Here is a 17,312-nt window from a genome sequence, read left to right as displayed (position 1 = left end):
GTGGAGGGTCAGGCCCGGTCGAGGGCCTGGCTCAGGTCGTTCCAGAGGTCGTCGACGTCCTCGATGCCGACCGAGAGCCGCACGAGGTTCTCGGGTACCTGCGGCGGTTCGCTCGGGATGCGGCGTCGCCGCTCCAGCTGGCTCTCCACCCCGCCCAGGCTCGTCGAGTACACCCACAGGTGCGTCGACTCGCAGAGTCGCTGCGCGGCATCCGCCCCGCCCGCGACCTCGATCGACACGATCCCGCCCCATCCCGGATGCCGTACGCGCGTCACCGCGCGATGGCTCGCCAGGCGAGTGGCGAGTTCACGGGCGCTGGCCTGGGCCCGTTCGACCCGCAGGTGCAGGGTGCGCAACCCGCGCAGTGCGAGCCAGACCTCCATCGGGCCGGCGATCGCGCCGTGCAGGGTGCGGTGGGTGACCACGCGCTCGTGGAGGGCCCGGCCGGCCGGTGTGGAGGCCGTGACGACGGCGCCGAGCAGCACATCGCTGTGCCCCGCGAGGTACTTGGTGACCGAGTGCACGACGACATCCGCCCCGTGCTCCAGCGGGCGCTGCAGCAAGGGGGTGGCGAAGGTGTTGTCGACGACCGAGAGCACCCCTTGGTCGTGGGCGGCGCCGAGCAGCCTCGGCAGGTCGGCAACCTCGAGCAGCGGGTTGGTCGGTGACTCGAGCCAGAGCAGGTCGGCGCCGTCGAGGGCTGCGATGACGGCGGCGGTGTCGGTGACGTCGACCCGGCGCACGGTGGCTGCCCCTTCGGCCTCGCGGGCTTCCAGGGTGGCGACGACACCGTTGTAGGCCGCGTCTGGGGCGACGACGGTGCCGCCGTGGGGGAGCAGGGACAGCGCGGCGGACACGGCGGCCATGCCGGACGCAAGGACGAGTGCGTCCCCGCCCTCCAGGTTGCCCAGGGCCTGCTCGAAGGCGCTCCACGTCGGGTTGCCCGAGCGGGCGTACATGACGTCGCCGCCGGCGTGGTAGGTCGAGCTGAGCACGAGTGGCGCGCCGACCTGCTGCCCCGGGGCAGCCTCCTCGCGGCCGAGGGCGACAACCCGGGTCGCGGGGGACAGGCGGTCGGTGTCGGGGTGCTCGGGCTGGCCGGGAGTCATCGTCACGGCGTCAGGGTATGCCGTCGCAGATCCGTACTCCCGATGTGAGCCCTTGCTCCCGATGTGAGTCCCTGCTCCCGATGTGCGCTGCTGCAAGGGCGCACCACTGGAGAAGCGATCTGCAACCGGAGCAAGGCCCAGCCATCCGGCGTACGGACCTGCATCGGGGCTGCGCCCGGGATCGGGCCCGCTCAGCCGATAGAGTCGACGGCGATGAGCACCGACCTGACCAGTCCTGCCCGTGACGGCGAGGGCGCGCCCCGCCGGATCCGCGTCGCCCTCGTCTTCGGCGGGCGTTCGTCCGAGCACGCGGTGTCGTGCGCCACGGCATCCAGTGTCCTGGAGGCGCTCGACCGCGACCGGTACGACGTCGTGCCCGTCGGCATCGCCAGGGACGGCCACTGGGTGCTCGCCCCCGACGACCCGGAGGTGCTGCGCCTGGCGTCCGGGCACACGCCCGAGGTCGCCACGGGTGCCCCCAGCGTCATCGTGCCGACCAGTGCCACCGACCGGACGTTCGTCGTCCAGGAGCCCGGGCGGCCGCCGCGCACGCTCGGCGAGGTCGACGTCGTCTTCCCGTTGCTTCACGGCCCGTTCGGTGAGGACGGCACGATCCAGGGCCTGCTCGACCTCGCGGACGTGAGGTACGTCGGGTCGGGGGTCACGGCATCCGCGGCGATGATGGACAAGCACGTCATGAAGGTGCTGCTGGCGTCTGCGGGGCTGCCGGTCGGCCCGTACGTCGTCATCACCGACAAGGAGTGGCGGCGCGACCGTGCCGCGGCGATGGATGCCGTGCACGGGCTCTCGTGGCCGGTGTTCGTCAAGCCTGCGCGGGCCGGTTCGAGCATGGGCATCACCAGGGTGTCCGACCCTGCTGCGCTGGAGGCGGCGATCGAGGCCGCCCGCGAGCACGACCCCAAGGTCGTCGTCGAGGCCGCGGTGGTCGGGCGCGAGATCGAGTGCGGCGTGCTCGAGGGGCGTGGCACCGAGGCGACCCGCACGAGCGTCGTGGGGGAGTGCATCGTCGTGCAGAACCACGACTTCTACGACTTCGACGCGAAGTACCTCTCCGCCGCGGACGTGCGGTTGGTGACCCCGGCCGAGGTGCCGGATGCCGTGTCGGCCCGTATTCGTGAGATGGCGGCCCGGGCCTTCGACGTGGCTGGCTGCGAAGGGCTGGCCCGGGTCGACTTCTTCCTCACCGAGACCGGCGACGTGCTGGTCAACGAGGTGAACACGATGCCCGGGTTCACCCCGAGCTCGATGTACCCGCGGATGTGGGCTGCCACCGGGCTGAGCTACCCCGAGCTCATCGACGAGCTCATCGCCCTGGCGCTGGAGCGCCGCACCGGGCTGCGCTGACCCCGGACTGCGCGGCCCTGTTGGCCGGGTGTGAGCATGGGCAGGTCGGGCATTGCCGGTTGGCAGGTCCGCTCAGCGGCAGGCCAGGCCGTTCTCGGGAAGGGCACGCACGGCATCCGAGAAGGCCGGGAGCAGCAGTCCCTCCGGCTCGTAGGTGCCTGGCACGAGCACCTCGAGCGCGGGATCGGTGCCGAACGACGTGAACCGGATGCCGTCACTCAACTCCTGGGGTATCCACCCCACGCCGTCCACCTCCAGGCACTCGACATCGGTGGGAGGTGCCGCTCCCACGCCACAGCGGGCGATGACCGCGGGGTCGCCCCAGGCCGCCACGGCAGGTGACGTCGGCGCGGTGTCGACGCGCGGCATCCCGGAGACCTCCGCGGGGAAGGCCGCCCCAGCCAGCTCGCAGGCGGGGGTCGAACCCCCTGCAGGCACCGAGACCTCGACCGCCGAGGAACATCCGGACAGCACGATGGCGGCCGCGCCGAGCGCAGCCGCCGTCGAACGGAGTCGGTACCGAATCAGACGTGCACCACGGTGCAGGTGAGGGTTCGGGTGATGCCCTCGACGTCCTGGATCTTGGCGATGACGAGCTTGCCGAGCTCGTCGACCGTGGAGGCCTCGACGCGGGCGATCACGTCGTAGGGGCCGGTGACGTCCTCTGCGAGGGCGACGCCCTCGATCTCGGAGATCGACGCAGCGACGGTCGCTGCGCGGCCGACGTCGGTCTGGATCAGGATGTAGGCCTGTACCACTTTCAGTGCCACCTCTTCGTGTCGGGTCTGTGCAGGTCGAGCCGTCGGACAGTGGCCGGTTGGCCGGGTTGGCCGGGTTGGCCCGGTCTGGCCGGAACGCCCGTCGTGACAGGCGCTGCCCGCACGCTACCGTGCGAGGGGTCCCCACGTCTCCGGGAGGGTAGGTCACGGTGCGGTTGCGCGACACCAGCGAGGGTGAGCTCCTCGCCCGGATCTTCCCGATCTATGCCGGCAGCGGGCACGTCGACGAGGCCTCGGTGCCGGTCGGCCCGGGCGACGACGCGGCCGTGGTCGGCGCGCCCGGGGGCACCGTCGTCGCGACGACCGACTCGATGGTGCGCGGCCTGGACTGGCGTGACGACTGGTCGAGCGCGCACGACGTCGGGGTGAAGCTCGCGGCCCAGAACCTCGCCGACATCGCCGCGATGGGTGCCGAGCCGACGGCCCTGCTCGTCTCGCTCGCTGCCGACCCCGACCTCCAGGTGTCGTGGGCGGAGGACCTCGCCCGCGGCATCGCCTCGCTGGCGTCCCGGGCGGGGGCGCCGGTGGTGGGGGGCGACCTGTCGGGGGCTCCGGCCGGGGTGGTCGTCGTGTCGGTGACGGCGCTCGGTGACCTCCGCGGTCGGGCGCCCGTGCGTCGTTGCGGGGCGCGCCCCGGGGACGTCATCGCCGTGTGCGGGTCGCTCGGCCTCTCCGGGGGCGGGCTGGCCCTGCTGCACCGGGGAGAGGGCACGCTCAGCGACGCCGTCTGGGACGAGCCGGGGTGCAGCGACGGTGGTGGGAGGGGGTCGGATGCCGGGTCGTCGCGGTCCGCGGCCGTCCGCGAGCTGGTGACCTATCACCGGGCGCCGGTGCCGCCGTGGCAGGCAGGGCCGCGCGCCGGCGCGTGCGGTGCACGTGCCCTCATCGACGTCTCGGACGGCCTGGTCACCGACCTGACCCGGATCGCCCGGGCCAGCGAGGTGGGGATCGACCTCGACGGCACGGTGCTGCGCGAACGGTTCGCCGCCGGGTCGCTCACGGTTGCCCTCGGCGAGCGTGAGGCCTGGCACCAGGTGCTCACCGGCGGCGAGGAGCACTCGCTCGTCGGGGCCTTCGCCGGCGAGGCGTCGCTGCCGCCGGACACCGACCGCCCGTGGGTCGTCATCGGCCGGGTGCTCCCGCTCGGGTCCGGCGGCCCCCACCTCACCGTGGACGGTGAGGTGCCGGGCGACGCGAAGGGCTGGGACCACTTCGCCCGCTGAACGGCATCCGCAACCCCCCGAGGACAACGAAAACGGGCGGCCCCCCAAGGGGACCGCCCGGTTCATGGTGCGTGAGGGGACCTCAGCGCTTGACCTTGCCCGCCTTGAGGCAGGAGGTGCAGACGTTGAGTCGCTTCGGGGTCACACCGGCGTCGCCGACGAGCGCCTTGACGCGCTGGATGTTGGGGTTCCAGCGACGCTTGGTGCGGCGGTGCGAGTGCGAGATGCTGTGCCCGAAAGAGGGTCCCTTGCCGCAGACGTCGCAGTTGGCAGCCACGGGTGTACTCCTGAGATGGTGTGATTGATGGTCTTCGGCGGCCCGCACGAGCAGGCGCGCAACCGGACAAGAGTAGCCGAGCCACGCCCGAGCAACCAAAACGCCTCCCCGCGGGCGTCGGCGGTGGCCGTTAGGGTGAGGCCGTGCTCGACGTCCTCACTGCTGCCGACGCCCGCCACTGGGCGCTGTTGACGCGTGCGGCGCTCGCGGCCCGGCGCACCGAGATCGACGCCCTCAACGTCTTCCCCGTGCCCGACGGCGACACGGGCACCAACCTCTACCTCACGTTCGACGCAGCCATCGACGAGGTGGTCGCCGTCCACGAGCGCGCCGGCATCCTCGGCACCGCCAGCCTCGTGCGCGAGTGCCACACGCTCAAGCGGGCGATCCTGCTCTCGGCGCGCGGCAACTCCGGCGTCATCGTCAGCCAGATCATCGGGGGCATCTGCGACGTCGTCATCGACGCCGGTGCCGATGTGGTCGACGCACCGCTGCTCGCTGCAGCCTTCGCCCGCGGGGCCGCCGCGGCCCGCGCGTGCGTCGCTCACCCGCAGGAGGGCACCATCCTCACCGTCGCGGATGCAGGGGCCGCCGCCGCCGTCGACGCCGCCAACCGCGGTGGGTCGCTGGCCGACGTCGCCCAAGCCGCCGTCGACGCCTCCCGTTCAGCCCTTGCGCGCACCCCCGACCAGCTCGAGGCGCTCGCCCGGGCCGGGGTCGTCGACGCCGGCGGGGCCGGGTGCGTGCTGATGCTCGAGTCGTTCCATCGCACCATCACGGGACGGTGGACCGACGACGAGAACACCCTGCTCTCGGCCGGCCCGGCCCTCCAGCGCCGCGACGAATGGCGCGCCGTCCCCGTGACCGTGACCGGTGCCGGTGCCGTCGGGGTGGGCGCGGTCGGTCACGAGGCCCTGCCCGGTCACGACCCCCTCGACCGCGAGGCCGACCACGGCGGCGAGGGAGCCGCCGGCGGCGACGGCCCGGCCTACGAGGTCATGTACCTGCTCAACGCCACGGACCCGGCGGCGGTCGAGACCCTGACCCACACCCTCGACGGGCTCGGCGACTCCCTCCTCGTCGTCGGCGGCCCTGACCTCTGGAACGTCCACGTGCACGTCGACGACCCCGGCGCGGCGGTCGAGGCCGGCATCGCCGCCGGACGCCCCGAGCGGATCCGCATCTCCCACTTCGCCACCCAGGCGCGCACCCGCGAACACCCCTCACCCATCGCCGTCGTGGCGTGTGCCGCCGGCCCGGGCATCGCGACCCTGCTGCGCGAGGCAGGTGCCACGGTCGTCCCGTCGGCTCCGGGCCGGCGCGCGTCGGCCGGGCAGCTGCTCGCGGCGGCCCGGGCCACGGGCGCACCGTCGGTGGTGATCCTGCCCGGCGACCGCGACACCCTCATGGCAGCCGGGGTCGCGGCCGAGGCCGCCATGGGCGAAGGCATCGACGCCCACGTCGTGCCGGCCCGCACGACCGTGCAGACCCTGGCCGCGCTCGCGGTGCTGGACCCTGCCCGCGCCGTGCACGCCAACGTCGTCGCGATGACCGGCGCGGCCGTCGCCACCCGCCACGGTGCCGTCTCCGTCGCGACCAAGGAGGCCCTGACCTGGGCGGGCGTCTGCCACCCCGGCGACATCCTCGGCATCGTCGACGGCGACGTCGCCTTCCTCGGCACCGAGATCGAGGTCGCGGCCCGTGAGGTGCTCGACCGGTTGCTGTCCGCCGGTGGCGAGCTCGTGACCCTCGTCGTCGGGGCCGACGCCGCACCCGGCCTCGGCGAACGGGCCGCGGCTGCCCTGGAACGCGACCGCCCCGAGATCGAGGTCCTCGTCCTCGACGGGGGGCAACCCGTCTACCCGCTGCTCATCGGGGTGGAGTGAGTTGGCGGTGACCTGACGTGGCGACGGAGTCGAGCAGGCTGGCACCGATCATCGCCACCGCGGCCAAGAAGTTCGCCACGGCCCGTGACATCCACACCGTGGGCGACCTGCTGGCGTTCTGGCCGCGCCGCTACCGCACCCGCGAGAGCGACCTCGGGTCGGTGACGCCGGGCGAGTTCCTCGTCGGCGTCGCCGAGGTCAAGAGCGCGACCACCCGGTCGATGAAGGCGCGCAAGGGCACCATGCTCAACGTCGTCATCACCGACGGCACGCACGACATCGACATCACCTTCTTCAAGGCCTGGGGCCACGAGAAGGTGCTCGTGCCCGGCGCACGCGGCATCTTCGCCGGGGTGGTCGGCACCTACAACAACCGCCTCCAGCTGACCCACCCGGGCTACACGATGCTCGACGACTTCGACGCCGGCGATCGCAAGGACCTCATCCCCATCTACCGCGCGGTCGGGTCGCTGCACACGTGGACCGTCACCGAGAGCGTGCGCCGCGTGCTCGACGTCCTCGACGAGGTGCCCGACCCGATCCCCGAGAGCGTGCGGACCACCCGCCGACTCGTCTCACGCACCCAGGCGCTGCGCGGCATCCACACCCCGAACTCGTGGGAGGAGGTCGAGCAGGCCCGGCGGCGACTGCGCTACGAGGAGGCGTTCGTCCTCCAGGTGACGCTGGCGCAACGGCGACGCACGGCATCCGGCCAGGTGACCCGGCCCCGCGCGACGAGGTCGGGGGGCATCCTCGAGGCCTTCGACTCCCGGCTGCCGTTCGAGCTGACCGCGGGGCAGCGCGAGGTCGGTGCCACGATGGCCGACGAGATGGCCCGCGAGGTGCCGATGCACCGGCTGCTCCAGGGTGAGGTGGGCTCGGGCAAGACGGTGGTGGCGCTGCGGGCGATGCTCGCCGCGGTGGATGCCGGGGGGCAGGCGGCGCTGTTGGCGCCCACCGAGGTGCTCGCCGGGCAGCACCACCGCACGATCACCACGATGCTCGGTGACCTCGCCGACGGGGGGATGCTCGGTGGTGCCGAGAACGCGACCCGGGTGGCCCTGCTGACGGGGAGCCAACCCACGGCGGTGCGGCGCCGGACCCTGCTCGACGTCGCCAGCGGTGATGCCGGCATCGTCATCGGCACGCACGCACTGCTCCAGGAGAACGTCGACTTCTTCGACCTCGCGCTCGTCGTCGTCGACGAGCAGCACCGGTTCGGGGTCGAGCAGCGCGACGCCCTGCGCGGCAAGGGTGTCGTGCCACCGCACGTGCTCGTCATGACGGCGACGCCGATCCCGCGCACCGTGGCGATGACGGTGTTCGGCGACCTCGAGACCTCGACCCTGCGAGAACTGCCGGCCGGGCGGGCCCCGATCACCACCCACGTGGTGCCTGAGGAGCGGCCGGGGTGGATGGCGCGCACCTGGGAGCGGGTGGCCGAGGAGGTCCGCGGCGGTCGGCAGGCCTACGTCGTCTGCCCGCGGATCGGCGATGACGGCACCGGTGACGGCTCGATCGAGGGCGTCACCGACGGTGCCGACCTGCGCGAGGAGGCCGTGCCCGACGACGACCCCGGTTCCGGTCACGCGGCTGCCTTGCCGCCGCGGCCGCTGAAGAGCGTCTACGCCGTGCACGAGGCCCTGCTCGAGCAGCCCGCACTGGCGGGGTTGTCGATCGGCGTGCTGCACGGACGGCTCAGCGCCGAGGACAAGGACGCCATCATGCGGCGGTTCCAGCAGGGTGACCTCGACGTGCTCGTGTCGACCACCGTCATCGAGGTGGGGGTCGACGTCGCCAACGCCAGCGTCATGGTCGTCATGGATGCCGACCGGTTCGGTGTCTCGCAGCTGCACCAGTTGCGGGGGCGGATCGGTCGCGGAGGCCATCCCGGCCTGTGCCTGCTCGTCACGGGCACCGATGCGGAGCCGGCGATGACCCGCCTGTCCGCCGTGGCGGCCACCACGGACGGGTTCGAGCTGGCCCGCCTCGACCTGTCGCAGCGGCGCGAGGGCGACATCCTCGGGGCGGCGCAGCACGGGCGGCGCACCCAGCTGGAGTTCCTGCACATCCTGGACGACGAGGACGTCATCGTCGATGCCCGTGAGGACGCCTTCGCGCTCGTCGCCGCAGACCCCGACCTCAACGACCACCCCGTGCTCGCCGAGGCCGTTCGCGCCCGGGTCGACGCCGAGCAGGCCGCCTACCTGGAGCGTGGCTGATGACCCGCATCATCGCCGGAACCCTCGGGGGCCGAACGCTGCGCACCCCGCCCGGATCGGGCACCCGGCCGACGAGTGACCGGGTTCGCGAGGCCCTGTTCAGCGCGCTCGACGCCCGCGGCGCCGTGGCCGGTTCACGCGTGCTCGACCTCTACGCCGGGTCCGGGGCTCTCGGGCTCGAGGCCGCCAGCAGGGGAGCGCAGTCGGTGCTGCTCGTGGAGTCCGACCGACGCGCGGCCGAGGTGATCGCGGGCAACGTGCGCGACCTGGGTCTGGGTCAACGGGTGCGGGTGTCGCGTTCGAGCGTCGACGCTGCGCTGTCGCGTGCACCAGGGGAGTTCGAGCAGGTCGACCTGGTGTTCATCGACCCGCCCTACGACGTCGACGAGGACGCCCTGGGTGCCGCGCTTGCCCGACTCGCGTCAGGATGGCTCGGCCCCGAGGCGCTCGTGGTCGTCGAACGGTCGAAGCGCAGCCCGGAGCCGACGTGGCCCGACGGGCTCGAACGGGACGGCAAGCCCCGCACGTACGGCGAGACCACGCTCTGGCTGGCCCGCCCCGCACCCTGACCCACCCGGCATCCGGCGTCGTCCTTCTCACGAAGTCGGATGCTCGGGCGCATTTCGGTCGGTGAATTGGTGACGATGGGTCCATGACTGACATCGAGATCCCCCGACCCACCTCCGGCGACGTCATCGAGCTCATCCTCGACGACCACCGCCTCTTCGAGAACCTGCTGCGCGAGTGCCGTCGCAGCGACACCGACCGCGCCGCCGCCCGCGAGGCCCTGGCTGAACTGCTCGTCGCGCACGCCGTGGCCGAGGAGGAGAAGGTCTACCCCGAGCTGCGCCGCGCCCGCGCCATCGGCGCCCACGAGGAGGAGCACGGCGAGGAGGAGCACGCCGAGATCAACGAGGCCCTGCTCGCGTTCCTGGAGGCCAAGGGCACCGACACCAAGAAGTACGACGCCGCCCTCGAAGAGCTCGCCACCGCCGTCAACCACCACGCGGGGGAGGAGGAGACCGACATCCTCAACCCGGCCCGTGAGGACCTGTCCATCGACCGCCGCGAGTCACTCGGTGTCGCCTGGGCGACGCGCCGCAACCAGTTGCTCGAGGAGGGCTGCGCCTCCGCCGAACAGGTGGCGGCCCTGATCGCAGAGGCGGTGGACGAGGGCGTGCTCGCTCCGGAGGAGGCTCGCGAGGAGGCCGACGCCGTCAAGGATGCCGCCAAGGAGAAGGCGAAGGAGATCGAGGAGGCCGCCAAGAAGTAGCGTGGGGGTGTGACCGACACCGTGCGCCGAGCCGTGTGCCCAGGCTCCTACGACCCCGTGACCCACGGGCACCTCGACGTCATCGCCCGGGCAGCGGCCCTGCACGACGAGGTCGTCGTGGCCGTGCTGCACAACCCGGCCAAGGCGGGGACGTTCAGCGTGCAGGAGCGGATCGCGTTCATCGAGCGGGGTGTCGCCGAGCGTCTCGGACCTGGCGCTGGTGCCGGTGCTGCCGACAACGGCACCGGCACCAGCGCCGCGGGCACGGTGCGGGTCGAGGCCTTCGCCGGCACGTTGCTCGTCGACGTCTGCCGAGACCTCGACGCCTCGGTGATCGTCAAGGGTCTGCGCGGCTCCGCAGACTTCGAGTACGAGCTCCCGATGGCGCTGATGAACCGCCACCTCACCGGCATCGAGACGGTGTTCGTCCCGGGCGACCCGGTCATGGCGCACGTGTCGAGCTCACTCGTCAAGGAGGTCGTGCGCTTCGGCGGCGACGTGAGCGGCCTGGTGCCGGACGAGGTGCGCGACGCCCTCGTCGACCGCCTGCGTGCCGACGGCTGAGTCACCCGCGCGCCACTCCGGTTTCCGCCCGGACATCGAGGGGCTGCGCGCGGTCGCGATCCTCACCGTCCTGGCCCACCACGCGGGCCTGCCCCTGCACGGTGGGTTCATCGGCGTCGACATCTTCTTCGTCATCTCCGGCTTCCTCATCACCGGGCTCCTCGTCACCGAGCTGTCGGACACCGGGGCGATCTCGTGGTCGCGGTTCGTCGGCCGACGGATCCGCCGCCTGCTGCCCGCCGCGGTGCTCGTCCTCGTGGTCACGGCGGCTTGGTCCTTCCTCGTGGTGCCGGGGCTGCGCCGGCGCGACATCGGGATCGACATCGCGGCGTCGGCGGCCTACGTCGTCAACTGGGTCTTCGCCCGGCGAGAGGTCGACTACCTCGCCTCCGACATCCGCCCCTCACCCGTGCAGCACTTCTGGTCGCTGGCCGTCGAGGAGCAGTTCTACGTCCTGTGGCCGCTGCTGCTCATCGTGCTGGCCCTGGTCGTGCGGCGCCCGAGCCGCCGGGTCGTGCTGGGCGCACTCGGCGTGCTCGTCGCGGTCTCCTTCGTCTGGTCGATCTGGTTCTCGGACACCTCCCCCCGGCCGGCCTTCTTCACGACGACGACTCGGGTGTGGGAACTGGGGGTGGGGGCGATGCTCGCAGTGGCGCTCGCTGGGAGGCCGCGACCGGCATCCCCAGTTCGTGGCGCGAGGGTGCTCGGCTGGGCGGCCCTGCTCACCCTGGTGGCGGTGGCTTTGCTGCTGCCCGACGGCATCGACTGGCCGGGGGCCTGGGCGCTGCTCCCGACGGTGCCGACCGCGGCGCTGCTGTGGGTGGGCTGGCAGTGCGGCGGCGGGCAGGGTGCGGGCCGGGTGCTCGGGTGGCGGCCGATGGTGTGGATCGGTGGATTGTCGTACTCGCTCTACCTGTGGCACTGGCCGTTCATCGTGCTCGGGGAATGGACCGCGGATGCCGTGGGCACCATTCTCCCGACCTGGGGAAAGGCGGCGCTCGCCGTCGCGTCGATCGGCCCGGCCTGGCTGTCGTGGCGCTTCGTCGAGACCCCCGTCCACCACGGTCCGTGGCTGCGCGAGCGCCCGCGGGCCCTGCTCGCGAGCGGGCTGGCACTGTCGCTGGTAGGGGTTCTCGCGGCCCTGCCGTTGCTGCCGCTGCGCTCACCATTCACCACGACGCCCCCGGACGGGGTGGTCGTCGTGGCCGATCTCGGGGCGGCCACCGTGGTCCCGGGGCGGCCTGTCACGGACGTCGACGACCCCGGCTGGGTGACGCCCGACCCCCTCGTGGCCGGCGAGGACCGGCCGGCCGCCGACGTCGATCGCTGCCAGGTCGACCACGCCGCCACCGAGCCGGTGGCCTGCACCTTCGGTGACCCGGAGGGCACGAGCACGATCGCGCTCGTCGGTGACTCCAAGGCGATGCAGTGGCTGCCCGCTCTCGAGGTGGTCGCGCTCGATCGCGGGTGGCGCATCGTCACCTGGGGCAAGTCGGCGTGTGCGTTCGCCGCTGCACCGGCGGCCGAGGCGGGGGTGGCCTACCCCGAGTGCGACGCCTGGAACGAGGCCGTGGTGCGCTCGCTCGAGCAGGACCCTCCGGACGTCGTGGTGACGTCGGGGGTTGCTCGCAGCGCGTGGGTGGGGGAGTCCACCGAGCGTGAACTGCTCGTTCAGGGGTACGCCGACCGCTGGCAGGAGCTCACGGATCGTGGCGTGCCCGTCGTCGTCGTCGGGGACAGCCCGCTCTCGCCGGACGACCTCGACATCTGCGCGGCCCGCCACCCGCGCGAGCTCCGGCGCTGCACCTTCGCGGCGCAGCCGGCGGTCGCGGGCAGTGGGTTGCAGGTGCAGCAGGATGCCGTGGCGCTCGTCGCCGCTGGCTCGGCACCGCAGGCGCAGGCCCGCTCCGCCGTCGAGCTGCTCGACCTCACCGCGTGGATCTGCCCGGGCGGCCAGTGCCCCGTCGTCATCGGCCACGTGGCGGTGCACCGGGCCGGCGACCACGTCACCGCCACGTATGCGAAGACGCTGGCGCCGCAGGTGGCTGCTGCCGTCGACCAAGCCCTGACCAGGGCCCCTCAATGAGTCGGTTTGGGTGCGGGGCCTGTGACCGGTAACCTTGACCCTCGGTCTGCGTCCGTGAGGCGTGGCCGAACCACACCGACAACACCCAAGGCTCATGACTCGACTCGACCCCCGGTCCGAGATGGTGCTCGACACCAAGCTCGTCGGCCGTCGTCCCGGGACGATGAGTGAGCTGACGCGTGAAATCGGTGCGCCGAGCGACTTCGGCACGGTCGTCATGCGCGTCGAGCAGGGCCAGCCCCTGACCCTCGACCTGCGCCTGGAGTCCGTCGTCGAGGGAGTGCTCGTCACCGGTTCGGTCCGTGGCACGGCGACCGGCGCCTGCGTGCGGTGCCTGGACCCCGTGACCCACCCGGTCGACGGGGCCTTCCAGGAGCTGTTCGTCTACGCCGAGCGCCACGCCCACCACCACGAGGTGGGGGACGAGGACGCAGCCGAGGAGTCGCGAATCGAGGACGGTCTGATCGACCTCGAACCGCTGCTCCGGGACACGGTGGTGCCTGCACTGCCGTTCCAGCCGGTGTGCCGGCCCGACTGCCCCGGGCTGTGCTCCGAGTGCGGCAAGCCGCTCGCGGAGGACCCGGACCACCAGCACGACCTGATCGACCCCCGATGGGCGGCCCTTTCGGCCCTGACCGAAAACCAGCCCACTCCGACAGAGAAGAGGACCTGACGTGGCCGTTCCGAAGCGGAAGATGTCGCGCTCCAACACCCGCTCGCGCCGCGCCAACTGGAAGGCGGCTCCCGTCGCCACGACGACCTGCCCCCAGTGCAAGTCGCTCACCCAGCCGCACGTTGCGTGCCCGTCGTGTGGCACCTACAAGGGCCGCCACTACGGCGTCGCCGAGCGCACCGAGCACCAGGGCTGATCGCTTCCCCATGGGGAGGGCGGCGTCCGCGCCCGGTGCACTGACACCGCCGCGCCCCGTCATCGAGCTGCTGGAGCACCTGGTCCAGGTGACCAGCAGCCCGGTCGACGAGGCGCTGCTTCAGCGTGCCCTGACGCACCGCTCCTACGCCTACGAGGCGGGCGGTCTGCCGCACAACGAACGACTCGAGTTCCTCGGTGACTCCGTGCTGGGTCTGGTCGTCACGACGACCCTGCACGACACCCACCCGGACACCAGCGAGGGCCAGCTGGCCAAGCTGCGCGCATCGGTGGTCAACATGCGAGCGCTGGCCGAGGTGGGCCGCACGCTCGGGCTCGGTGACTACGTCTTCCTCGGGCGGGGGGAGGAGACCACCGGCGGGCGCGACAAGGACTCGATCCTCGCCGACACCGTCGAGGCCGTCATCGGTGCCGTCTACCAGAGCGGTGGCATCACCGCGGCCACCGAGCTCGTGCACCACCTCGTCGACCCGCTGCTCGCGCAGGCCGTGACCCTCGGGGCCGGCCTGGACTGGAAGACTAGCCTGCAGGAGATCTCCTCCAAGCACGGGCTCGGATCTCCCGAGTACTCCGTGGTCGAGGAGGGGCCGGAGCACGCGAAGTGCTTCCGGGCCGAGGTACACGTCGGGGGACGGGTGCTCGGACAGGGCGAGGGCCGCACGAAGAAGGTGGCCGAGCAGCAGGCTGCGGCGCTGGCGTGGGGCAGCATCCGCGACGCCCACGAGGGGGCCTGACCCGCCGGTGCCCGAGCTCCCCGAGGTCGAGGTCGTCCGGCGAGGTCTGGCCGACCACGTCGTCGGACGTCGGCTGACCGAGGTCGAGTTGCGCGGCCACCGCGTGGCCCGCCGCCACGTCGCCGGTCCGGTCGACCTGGCCGACCGGCTCACCGGGCGCCGCATCGCGGCAGCGCGTCGCCGCGGCAAGTACCTCTGGCTCGACCTCGAGGACGCCGTCGGCCTCGTCGTCCACCTCGGCATGAGCGGGCAGCTGCTCGTCGAGGCGGGTGACGCCCCGGACGAGAGGCACCTGCACGCCCGCTTCCGGTTCGCCGACGACGGCCCGGAGCTGCGCTTCGTCGACCAGCGGACCTTCGGTGGCTTGGCGCTGGCCGACCTCGACGAGGACGGGGTGCCGACCTCGATCTCGCACATCGCCCGCGACCTGCTCGACCCGGAGTTCGACCGGGCCGCGGTCATCAAGGTCGTCAAGGCCCGCGACAGCGCCGTCAAACGCGTGCTGCTCGACCAGCGGGTGGCCTCGGGGATCGGCAACATCTACGCCGACGAGGCCCTGTGGAGGGCCGGCGTCCACGGCGAGCGGCCAGCCCACAGCCTCAGCAAACCGCTGATCGGCACGGTGCTCGACCACGCCGCCGACGTCATGCGCGAGGCCCTCGACCAGGGCGGGACGAGCTTCGACGCCCTCTACGTCAACGTCAACGGCGCCTCCGGCTACTTCGACCGCTCGCTCGCCGCCTACGGCCAGGAGGGTCGGCCCTGCCGCCGCTGCGGCACCCTGATCCGCCGCGAGCACTTCATGAACCGGTCGTCGTTCTCCTGCCCCCGTTGCCAGCCCCGGCCCCGGCCGCGTCGCCAGTCGTCCTGACGGCTCAGGGGCTCGGGAGCTCCTTGAGCACCACGGCCTTGCCGGTGCGTTCCTCCGACAGGTCGGCCAGGGCCTGGCGCACCGTCTTGGCGAACAGGTGCGAGCCCTTCAGGCTCGGGTGGATGCCGTCGCTCTGGAGCTGTCCGCTGGTGCCCTTCAACGCGGCATCCCAGTCGGCGAGGCGCACGTTCGGTCGACCCTCGACGAGTTCGCGCAGCGCCGCGTTGTCCTCTTCGGCGCGGGCGAACCGGCCGTGGACGGTCGTCAGCACCACCATGCGGTCCGGCCCGATGGCGTCGAGGGTCTTGCGCGCGACCGGCAGGTCGGTGCCGGCGTTCGTGCCCAGCACGATCACCACGGCGCGCCGCAGGGAGTCACCCTTGGCGGCGACGTACGTGGGCGCGGCGCTCCACTGGCGGTTGGACTTGCCGTCGACGCGGATGCCGGGCAGGTAGTAGCGCAGGGCGTGGATCGAGCCGACGGCCATGGAGTCGCCGAAGACGTCGATCTCCTTGCCCGACGGCATCGTCCAGTCGGCGGTCGTCGAGGCCGCCACGGCGGCGGATGCCGTGGGGCTGGGTGAGGACGAGGCGGCATCCGCCGTGGCGGTGCCCGGGTTCGCGGGCCGACGCTCGTCAGCCGAGGACGCCGTCGTGTCCTCGAGAGCGAGGGCGGCCTCGTTGGCCGTGATGAGCTCCTCGGTGGCGGTGCGCTCCGGCGCGGTCACGAGCACCACGGTGACGACCAGGGCGAGCACCAGCGCGAGACCCCACAGGACACGAGCGCCCCGGGGGCCCATCGCCCGCAGCCGGGCCAGGGCACGACCGGCGGTGCCGCGGAAGCCGTACCGGCGCACGGGCGTCTCGATGAACCGGTAGGACAGGTCCGCGATGACGAGGGTCATGACGACGCACCAGACGCGGGTCGCGAGGTAGGCCGGGCTGCCGGGTGCCACGGGAAGGTCAGCGCCGATGACGAGGAACACCGGCCAGTGCCAGAGGTAGATGCCGTAGCTGCGGGCACCGATCCAGCGGGCCGCGGGCAGTTCCAGAACCGCCTGGATGCGTCCGGGCCGCTCGACGACGACGAGCACGAGGGCGGTCGTCGCGAGTGAGGCGAGCAGGATGCCACCGCGGAACGTCCACGCCGAGGCCTCACCTGCCGTCGCCATCAGGGCGAGCAGGGTGACGAGCGCCGCCGCGGCCACCTGACGCCGGTGGGCACCCCACCACGGGGTGCGCGTCCACGCGCGGTGCGGAGCCGCCCACGCGAACGCCAGCGCCGCGCCGAGCATCAGCCCCATGACGTGGGTGTCGGTGCCGTAGTACGCGCGGGTTGGGCTCTGCGGGTCGACGTGCACCGCCATCAGCACCGCCGACACCACGGCCAGGCCCAACGCGACGGCAGCCCGGGCCTCGTACCCCCGCGTCACCCGCAGCAGCACCAGCACGGCGAGCGGCCACAGGAGGTAGAACTGCTCCTCGACGGCGAGGGACCACAGGTTCATGAACAGCGTGGGCGTGGTGGCTGCGAAGTAGTCGCTGCCCGCGGCCAGTTCGAGCCAGTTCGACGTGAACGTGAACGCCCCGAGCACCTGGCGCCCGATGCCGACGAGCAGGTCGCCCTCGGACAGGCGGGCGAGGAGCACGGATGCCGGGACGCACACCAGCAGCGCCGGCAGCAGGCGGCGGGCGCGGCGGGTCCAGAACCCCGGGAGGTCCAGCCCGCCGGTGACCGCGCGCTCGCGCACGAGGAGCGTGGTGATGAGGAACCCCGAGACGACGAAGAACACGTCGACCCCGAGGAACCCGCCGGGCAGCCAGGACGGGTCGAGGTGGAAGGTCAGGACCGCGACGATGGCCAGGGCGCGCAGGCCGTCCAGGCCCGGGAGCCGACCGGCCTTGGACGGCTCCTCGGCGGCACGCGCCGGTGCGGGCACGCCCGTCGTGGCGTCCCGTCCGCCGGGGCTGTGAGCCGTCACGGTGCTCATGTCGGTAACGGTAGGGGCAGGCGGTGACAGTGGTGCGGAGGCGC

The 17,312-nt window shown here is 72.5% G+C and carries 17 protein-coding genes; 12 read left to right on the top strand and 5 right to left on the bottom strand.

Annotated elements, in window-relative coordinates:
• Positions 1–8: 8 nt before the first annotated feature.
• Positions 9–1,109 (bottom strand): trans-sulfuration enzyme family protein, encoded by a 1,101-nt coding sequence (locus tag C8E84_RS05685; protein WP_159904536.1) that lies wholly within the window; start codon positions 1,107–1,109, stop codon positions 9–11.
• A gap of 213 nt (positions 1,110–1,322) precedes the next feature.
• Between C8E84_RS05685 and C8E84_RS05680 the strand changes: the two genes are divergently transcribed.
• Positions 1,323–2,474 carry a D-alanine--D-alanine ligase family protein gene (locus C8E84_RS05680; protein WP_159900237.1) on the top strand — a complete coding sequence of 384 codons (1,152 nt, stop codon included), beginning with the start codon at positions 1,323–1,325 and terminating at the stop codon, positions 2,472–2,474.
• A gap of 72 nt (positions 2,475–2,546) precedes the next feature.
• On the opposite strand, the gene C8E84_RS05675 is transcribed toward C8E84_RS05680, so the two are convergent.
• On the bottom strand, positions 2,547–2,912 hold the full coding sequence (locus tag C8E84_RS05675) for a DUF3515 family protein (protein ID WP_246196805.1): 366 nt from the start codon (positions 2,910–2,912) through the stop codon (positions 2,547–2,549).
• A gap of 86 nt (positions 2,913–2,998) precedes the next feature.
• On the bottom strand, positions 2,999–3,232 hold the full coding sequence (locus C8E84_RS05670; protein ID WP_159900233.1) for an Lrp/AsnC family transcriptional regulator: 234 nt from the start codon (positions 3,230–3,232) through the stop codon (positions 2,999–3,001).
• 170 nt (positions 3,233–3,402) lie between these two features.
• Here C8E84_RS05670 and thiL point away from each other — a divergent pair, with 170 nt between their 5' ends.
• Positions 3,403–4,476 carry a thiamine-phosphate kinase gene (thiL, locus tag C8E84_RS05665; protein ID WP_159900231.1) on the top strand — a complete coding sequence of 358 codons (1,074 nt, stop codon included), beginning with the start codon at positions 3,403–3,405 and terminating at the stop codon, positions 4,474–4,476.
• A gap of 82 nt (positions 4,477–4,558) precedes the next feature.
• Here thiL and rpmB read toward each other — a convergent pair whose 3' ends face one another.
• Positions 4,559–4,753: a 50S ribosomal protein L28 gene (gene rpmB / locus C8E84_RS05660; protein ID WP_159900229.1), complete on the bottom strand. Its 195-nt coding sequence runs from the start codon at positions 4,751–4,753 to the stop codon at positions 4,559–4,561.
• 143 nt (positions 4,754–4,896) lie between these two features.
• Between rpmB and C8E84_RS05655 the strand changes: the two genes are divergently transcribed.
• From C8E84_RS05655 to mutM, 10 genes are all read left to right on the top strand, one after another.
• On the top strand, positions 4,897–6,639 hold the full coding sequence (locus C8E84_RS05655; RefSeq protein WP_159900228.1) for a DAK2 domain-containing protein: 1,743 nt from the start codon (positions 4,897–4,899) through the stop codon (positions 6,637–6,639).
• Positions 6,640–6,656: 17 nt separating this feature from the next.
• A complete protein-coding gene (locus C8E84_RS05650; RefSeq protein ID WP_159900226.1) occupies positions 6,657–8,861 on the top strand; it encodes an ATP-dependent DNA helicase RecG in 2,205 nt (734 codons plus the stop codon).
• Positions 8,861–9,430, top strand: a complete 570-nt coding sequence (rsmD, locus tag C8E84_RS05645; protein ID WP_159900224.1) for a 16S rRNA (guanine(966)-N(2))-methyltransferase RsmD — start codon at positions 8,861–8,863, stop codon at positions 9,428–9,430. The genes C8E84_RS05650 and rsmD overlap by 1 nt, the downstream gene beginning before the upstream one ends.
• Before the next feature lie 83 nt (positions 9,431–9,513).
• Complete coding sequence (locus tag C8E84_RS05640; RefSeq protein WP_159900222.1) at positions 9,514–10,134, top strand: hemerythrin domain-containing protein; 621 nt, start codon at positions 9,514–9,516, stop codon at positions 10,132–10,134.
• 9 nt (positions 10,135–10,143) lie between these two features.
• Positions 10,144–10,698, top strand: coding sequence for a pantetheine-phosphate adenylyltransferase (coaD, locus tag C8E84_RS05635; RefSeq protein ID WP_159900220.1), 555 nt, complete (start codon positions 10,144–10,146; stop codon positions 10,696–10,698).
• On the top strand, positions 10,685–12,784 hold the full coding sequence (locus tag C8E84_RS05630) for an acyltransferase family protein (RefSeq protein ID WP_159900218.1): 2,100 nt from the start codon (positions 10,685–10,687) through the stop codon (positions 12,782–12,784). The genes coaD and C8E84_RS05630 overlap by 14 nt, the downstream gene beginning before the upstream one ends.
• A gap of 94 nt (positions 12,785–12,878) precedes the next feature.
• Positions 12,879–13,457, top strand: a complete 579-nt coding sequence (locus C8E84_RS05625) for a YceD family protein (RefSeq protein ID WP_159900216.1) — start codon at positions 12,879–12,881, stop codon at positions 13,455–13,457.
• A 1-nt stretch (position 13,458) separates the two neighbouring features.
• Complete coding sequence (rpmF, locus tag C8E84_RS05620; protein ID WP_159900214.1) at positions 13,459–13,653, top strand: 50S ribosomal protein L32; 195 nt, start codon at positions 13,459–13,461, stop codon at positions 13,651–13,653.
• A 10-nt stretch (positions 13,654–13,663) separates the two neighbouring features.
• A complete protein-coding gene (gene rnc, locus C8E84_RS05615; protein WP_159900212.1) occupies positions 13,664–14,407 on the top strand; it encodes a ribonuclease III in 744 nt (247 codons plus the stop codon).
• 7 nt (positions 14,408–14,414) lie between these two features.
• Positions 14,415–15,278 carry a bifunctional DNA-formamidopyrimidine glycosylase/DNA-(apurinic or apyrimidinic site) lyase gene (gene mutM, locus C8E84_RS05610; protein WP_159900210.1) on the top strand — a complete coding sequence of 288 codons (864 nt, stop codon included), beginning with the start codon at positions 14,415–14,417 and terminating at the stop codon, positions 15,276–15,278.
• 4 nt (positions 15,279–15,282) lie between these two features.
• Here the strand turns inward: mutM and C8E84_RS05605 are convergent, their stop codons facing one another.
• Positions 15,283–17,268 (bottom strand): acyltransferase family protein, encoded by a 1,986-nt coding sequence (locus C8E84_RS05605; RefSeq protein ID WP_159900208.1) that lies wholly within the window; start codon positions 17,266–17,268, stop codon positions 15,283–15,285.
• Positions 17,269–17,312: the final 44 nt, after the last annotated feature.

Origin of the sequence: Ornithinibacter aureus (assembly GCF_009858245.1) — a bacterium.
Lineage (GTDB): Bacteria > Actinomycetota > Actinomycetes > Actinomycetales > Dermatophilaceae > Fodinibacter > Fodinibacter aureus.
This window is presented reverse-complemented; position numbering and strand designations above follow the sequence as displayed.

Bases quoted from the DNA above. Each gene is read 5' to 3' on its own strand.
- rsmD (WP_159900224.1), top strand. From the start codon at position 8,861: ATGACCCGCATCATCGCCGGAACCCTCGGGGGCCGAACGCTGCGCACC.
- C8E84_RS05640 (WP_159900222.1), top strand. From the start codon at position 9,514: ATGACTGACATCGAGATCCCCCGACCCACCTCCGGCGACGTCATCGAG.
- C8E84_RS05685 (WP_159904536.1), bottom strand. From the start codon at position 1,109: ATGACTCCCGGCCAGCCCGAGCACCCCGACACCGACCGCCTGTCCCCC.
- rnc (WP_159900212.1), top strand. From the start codon at position 13,664: ATGGGGAGGGCGGCGTCCGCGCCCGGTGCACTGACACCGCCGCGCCCC.
- C8E84_RS05680 (WP_159900237.1), top strand. From the start codon at position 1,323: ATGAGCACCGACCTGACCAGTCCTGCCCGTGACGGCGAGGGCGCGCCC.
- C8E84_RS05625 (WP_159900216.1), top strand. From the start codon at position 12,879: ATGACTCGACTCGACCCCCGGTCCGAGATGGTGCTCGACACCAAGCTC.
- C8E84_RS05605 (WP_159900208.1), bottom strand. From the start codon at position 17,268: ATGAGCACCGTGACGGCTCACAGCCCCGGCGGACGGGACGCCACGACG.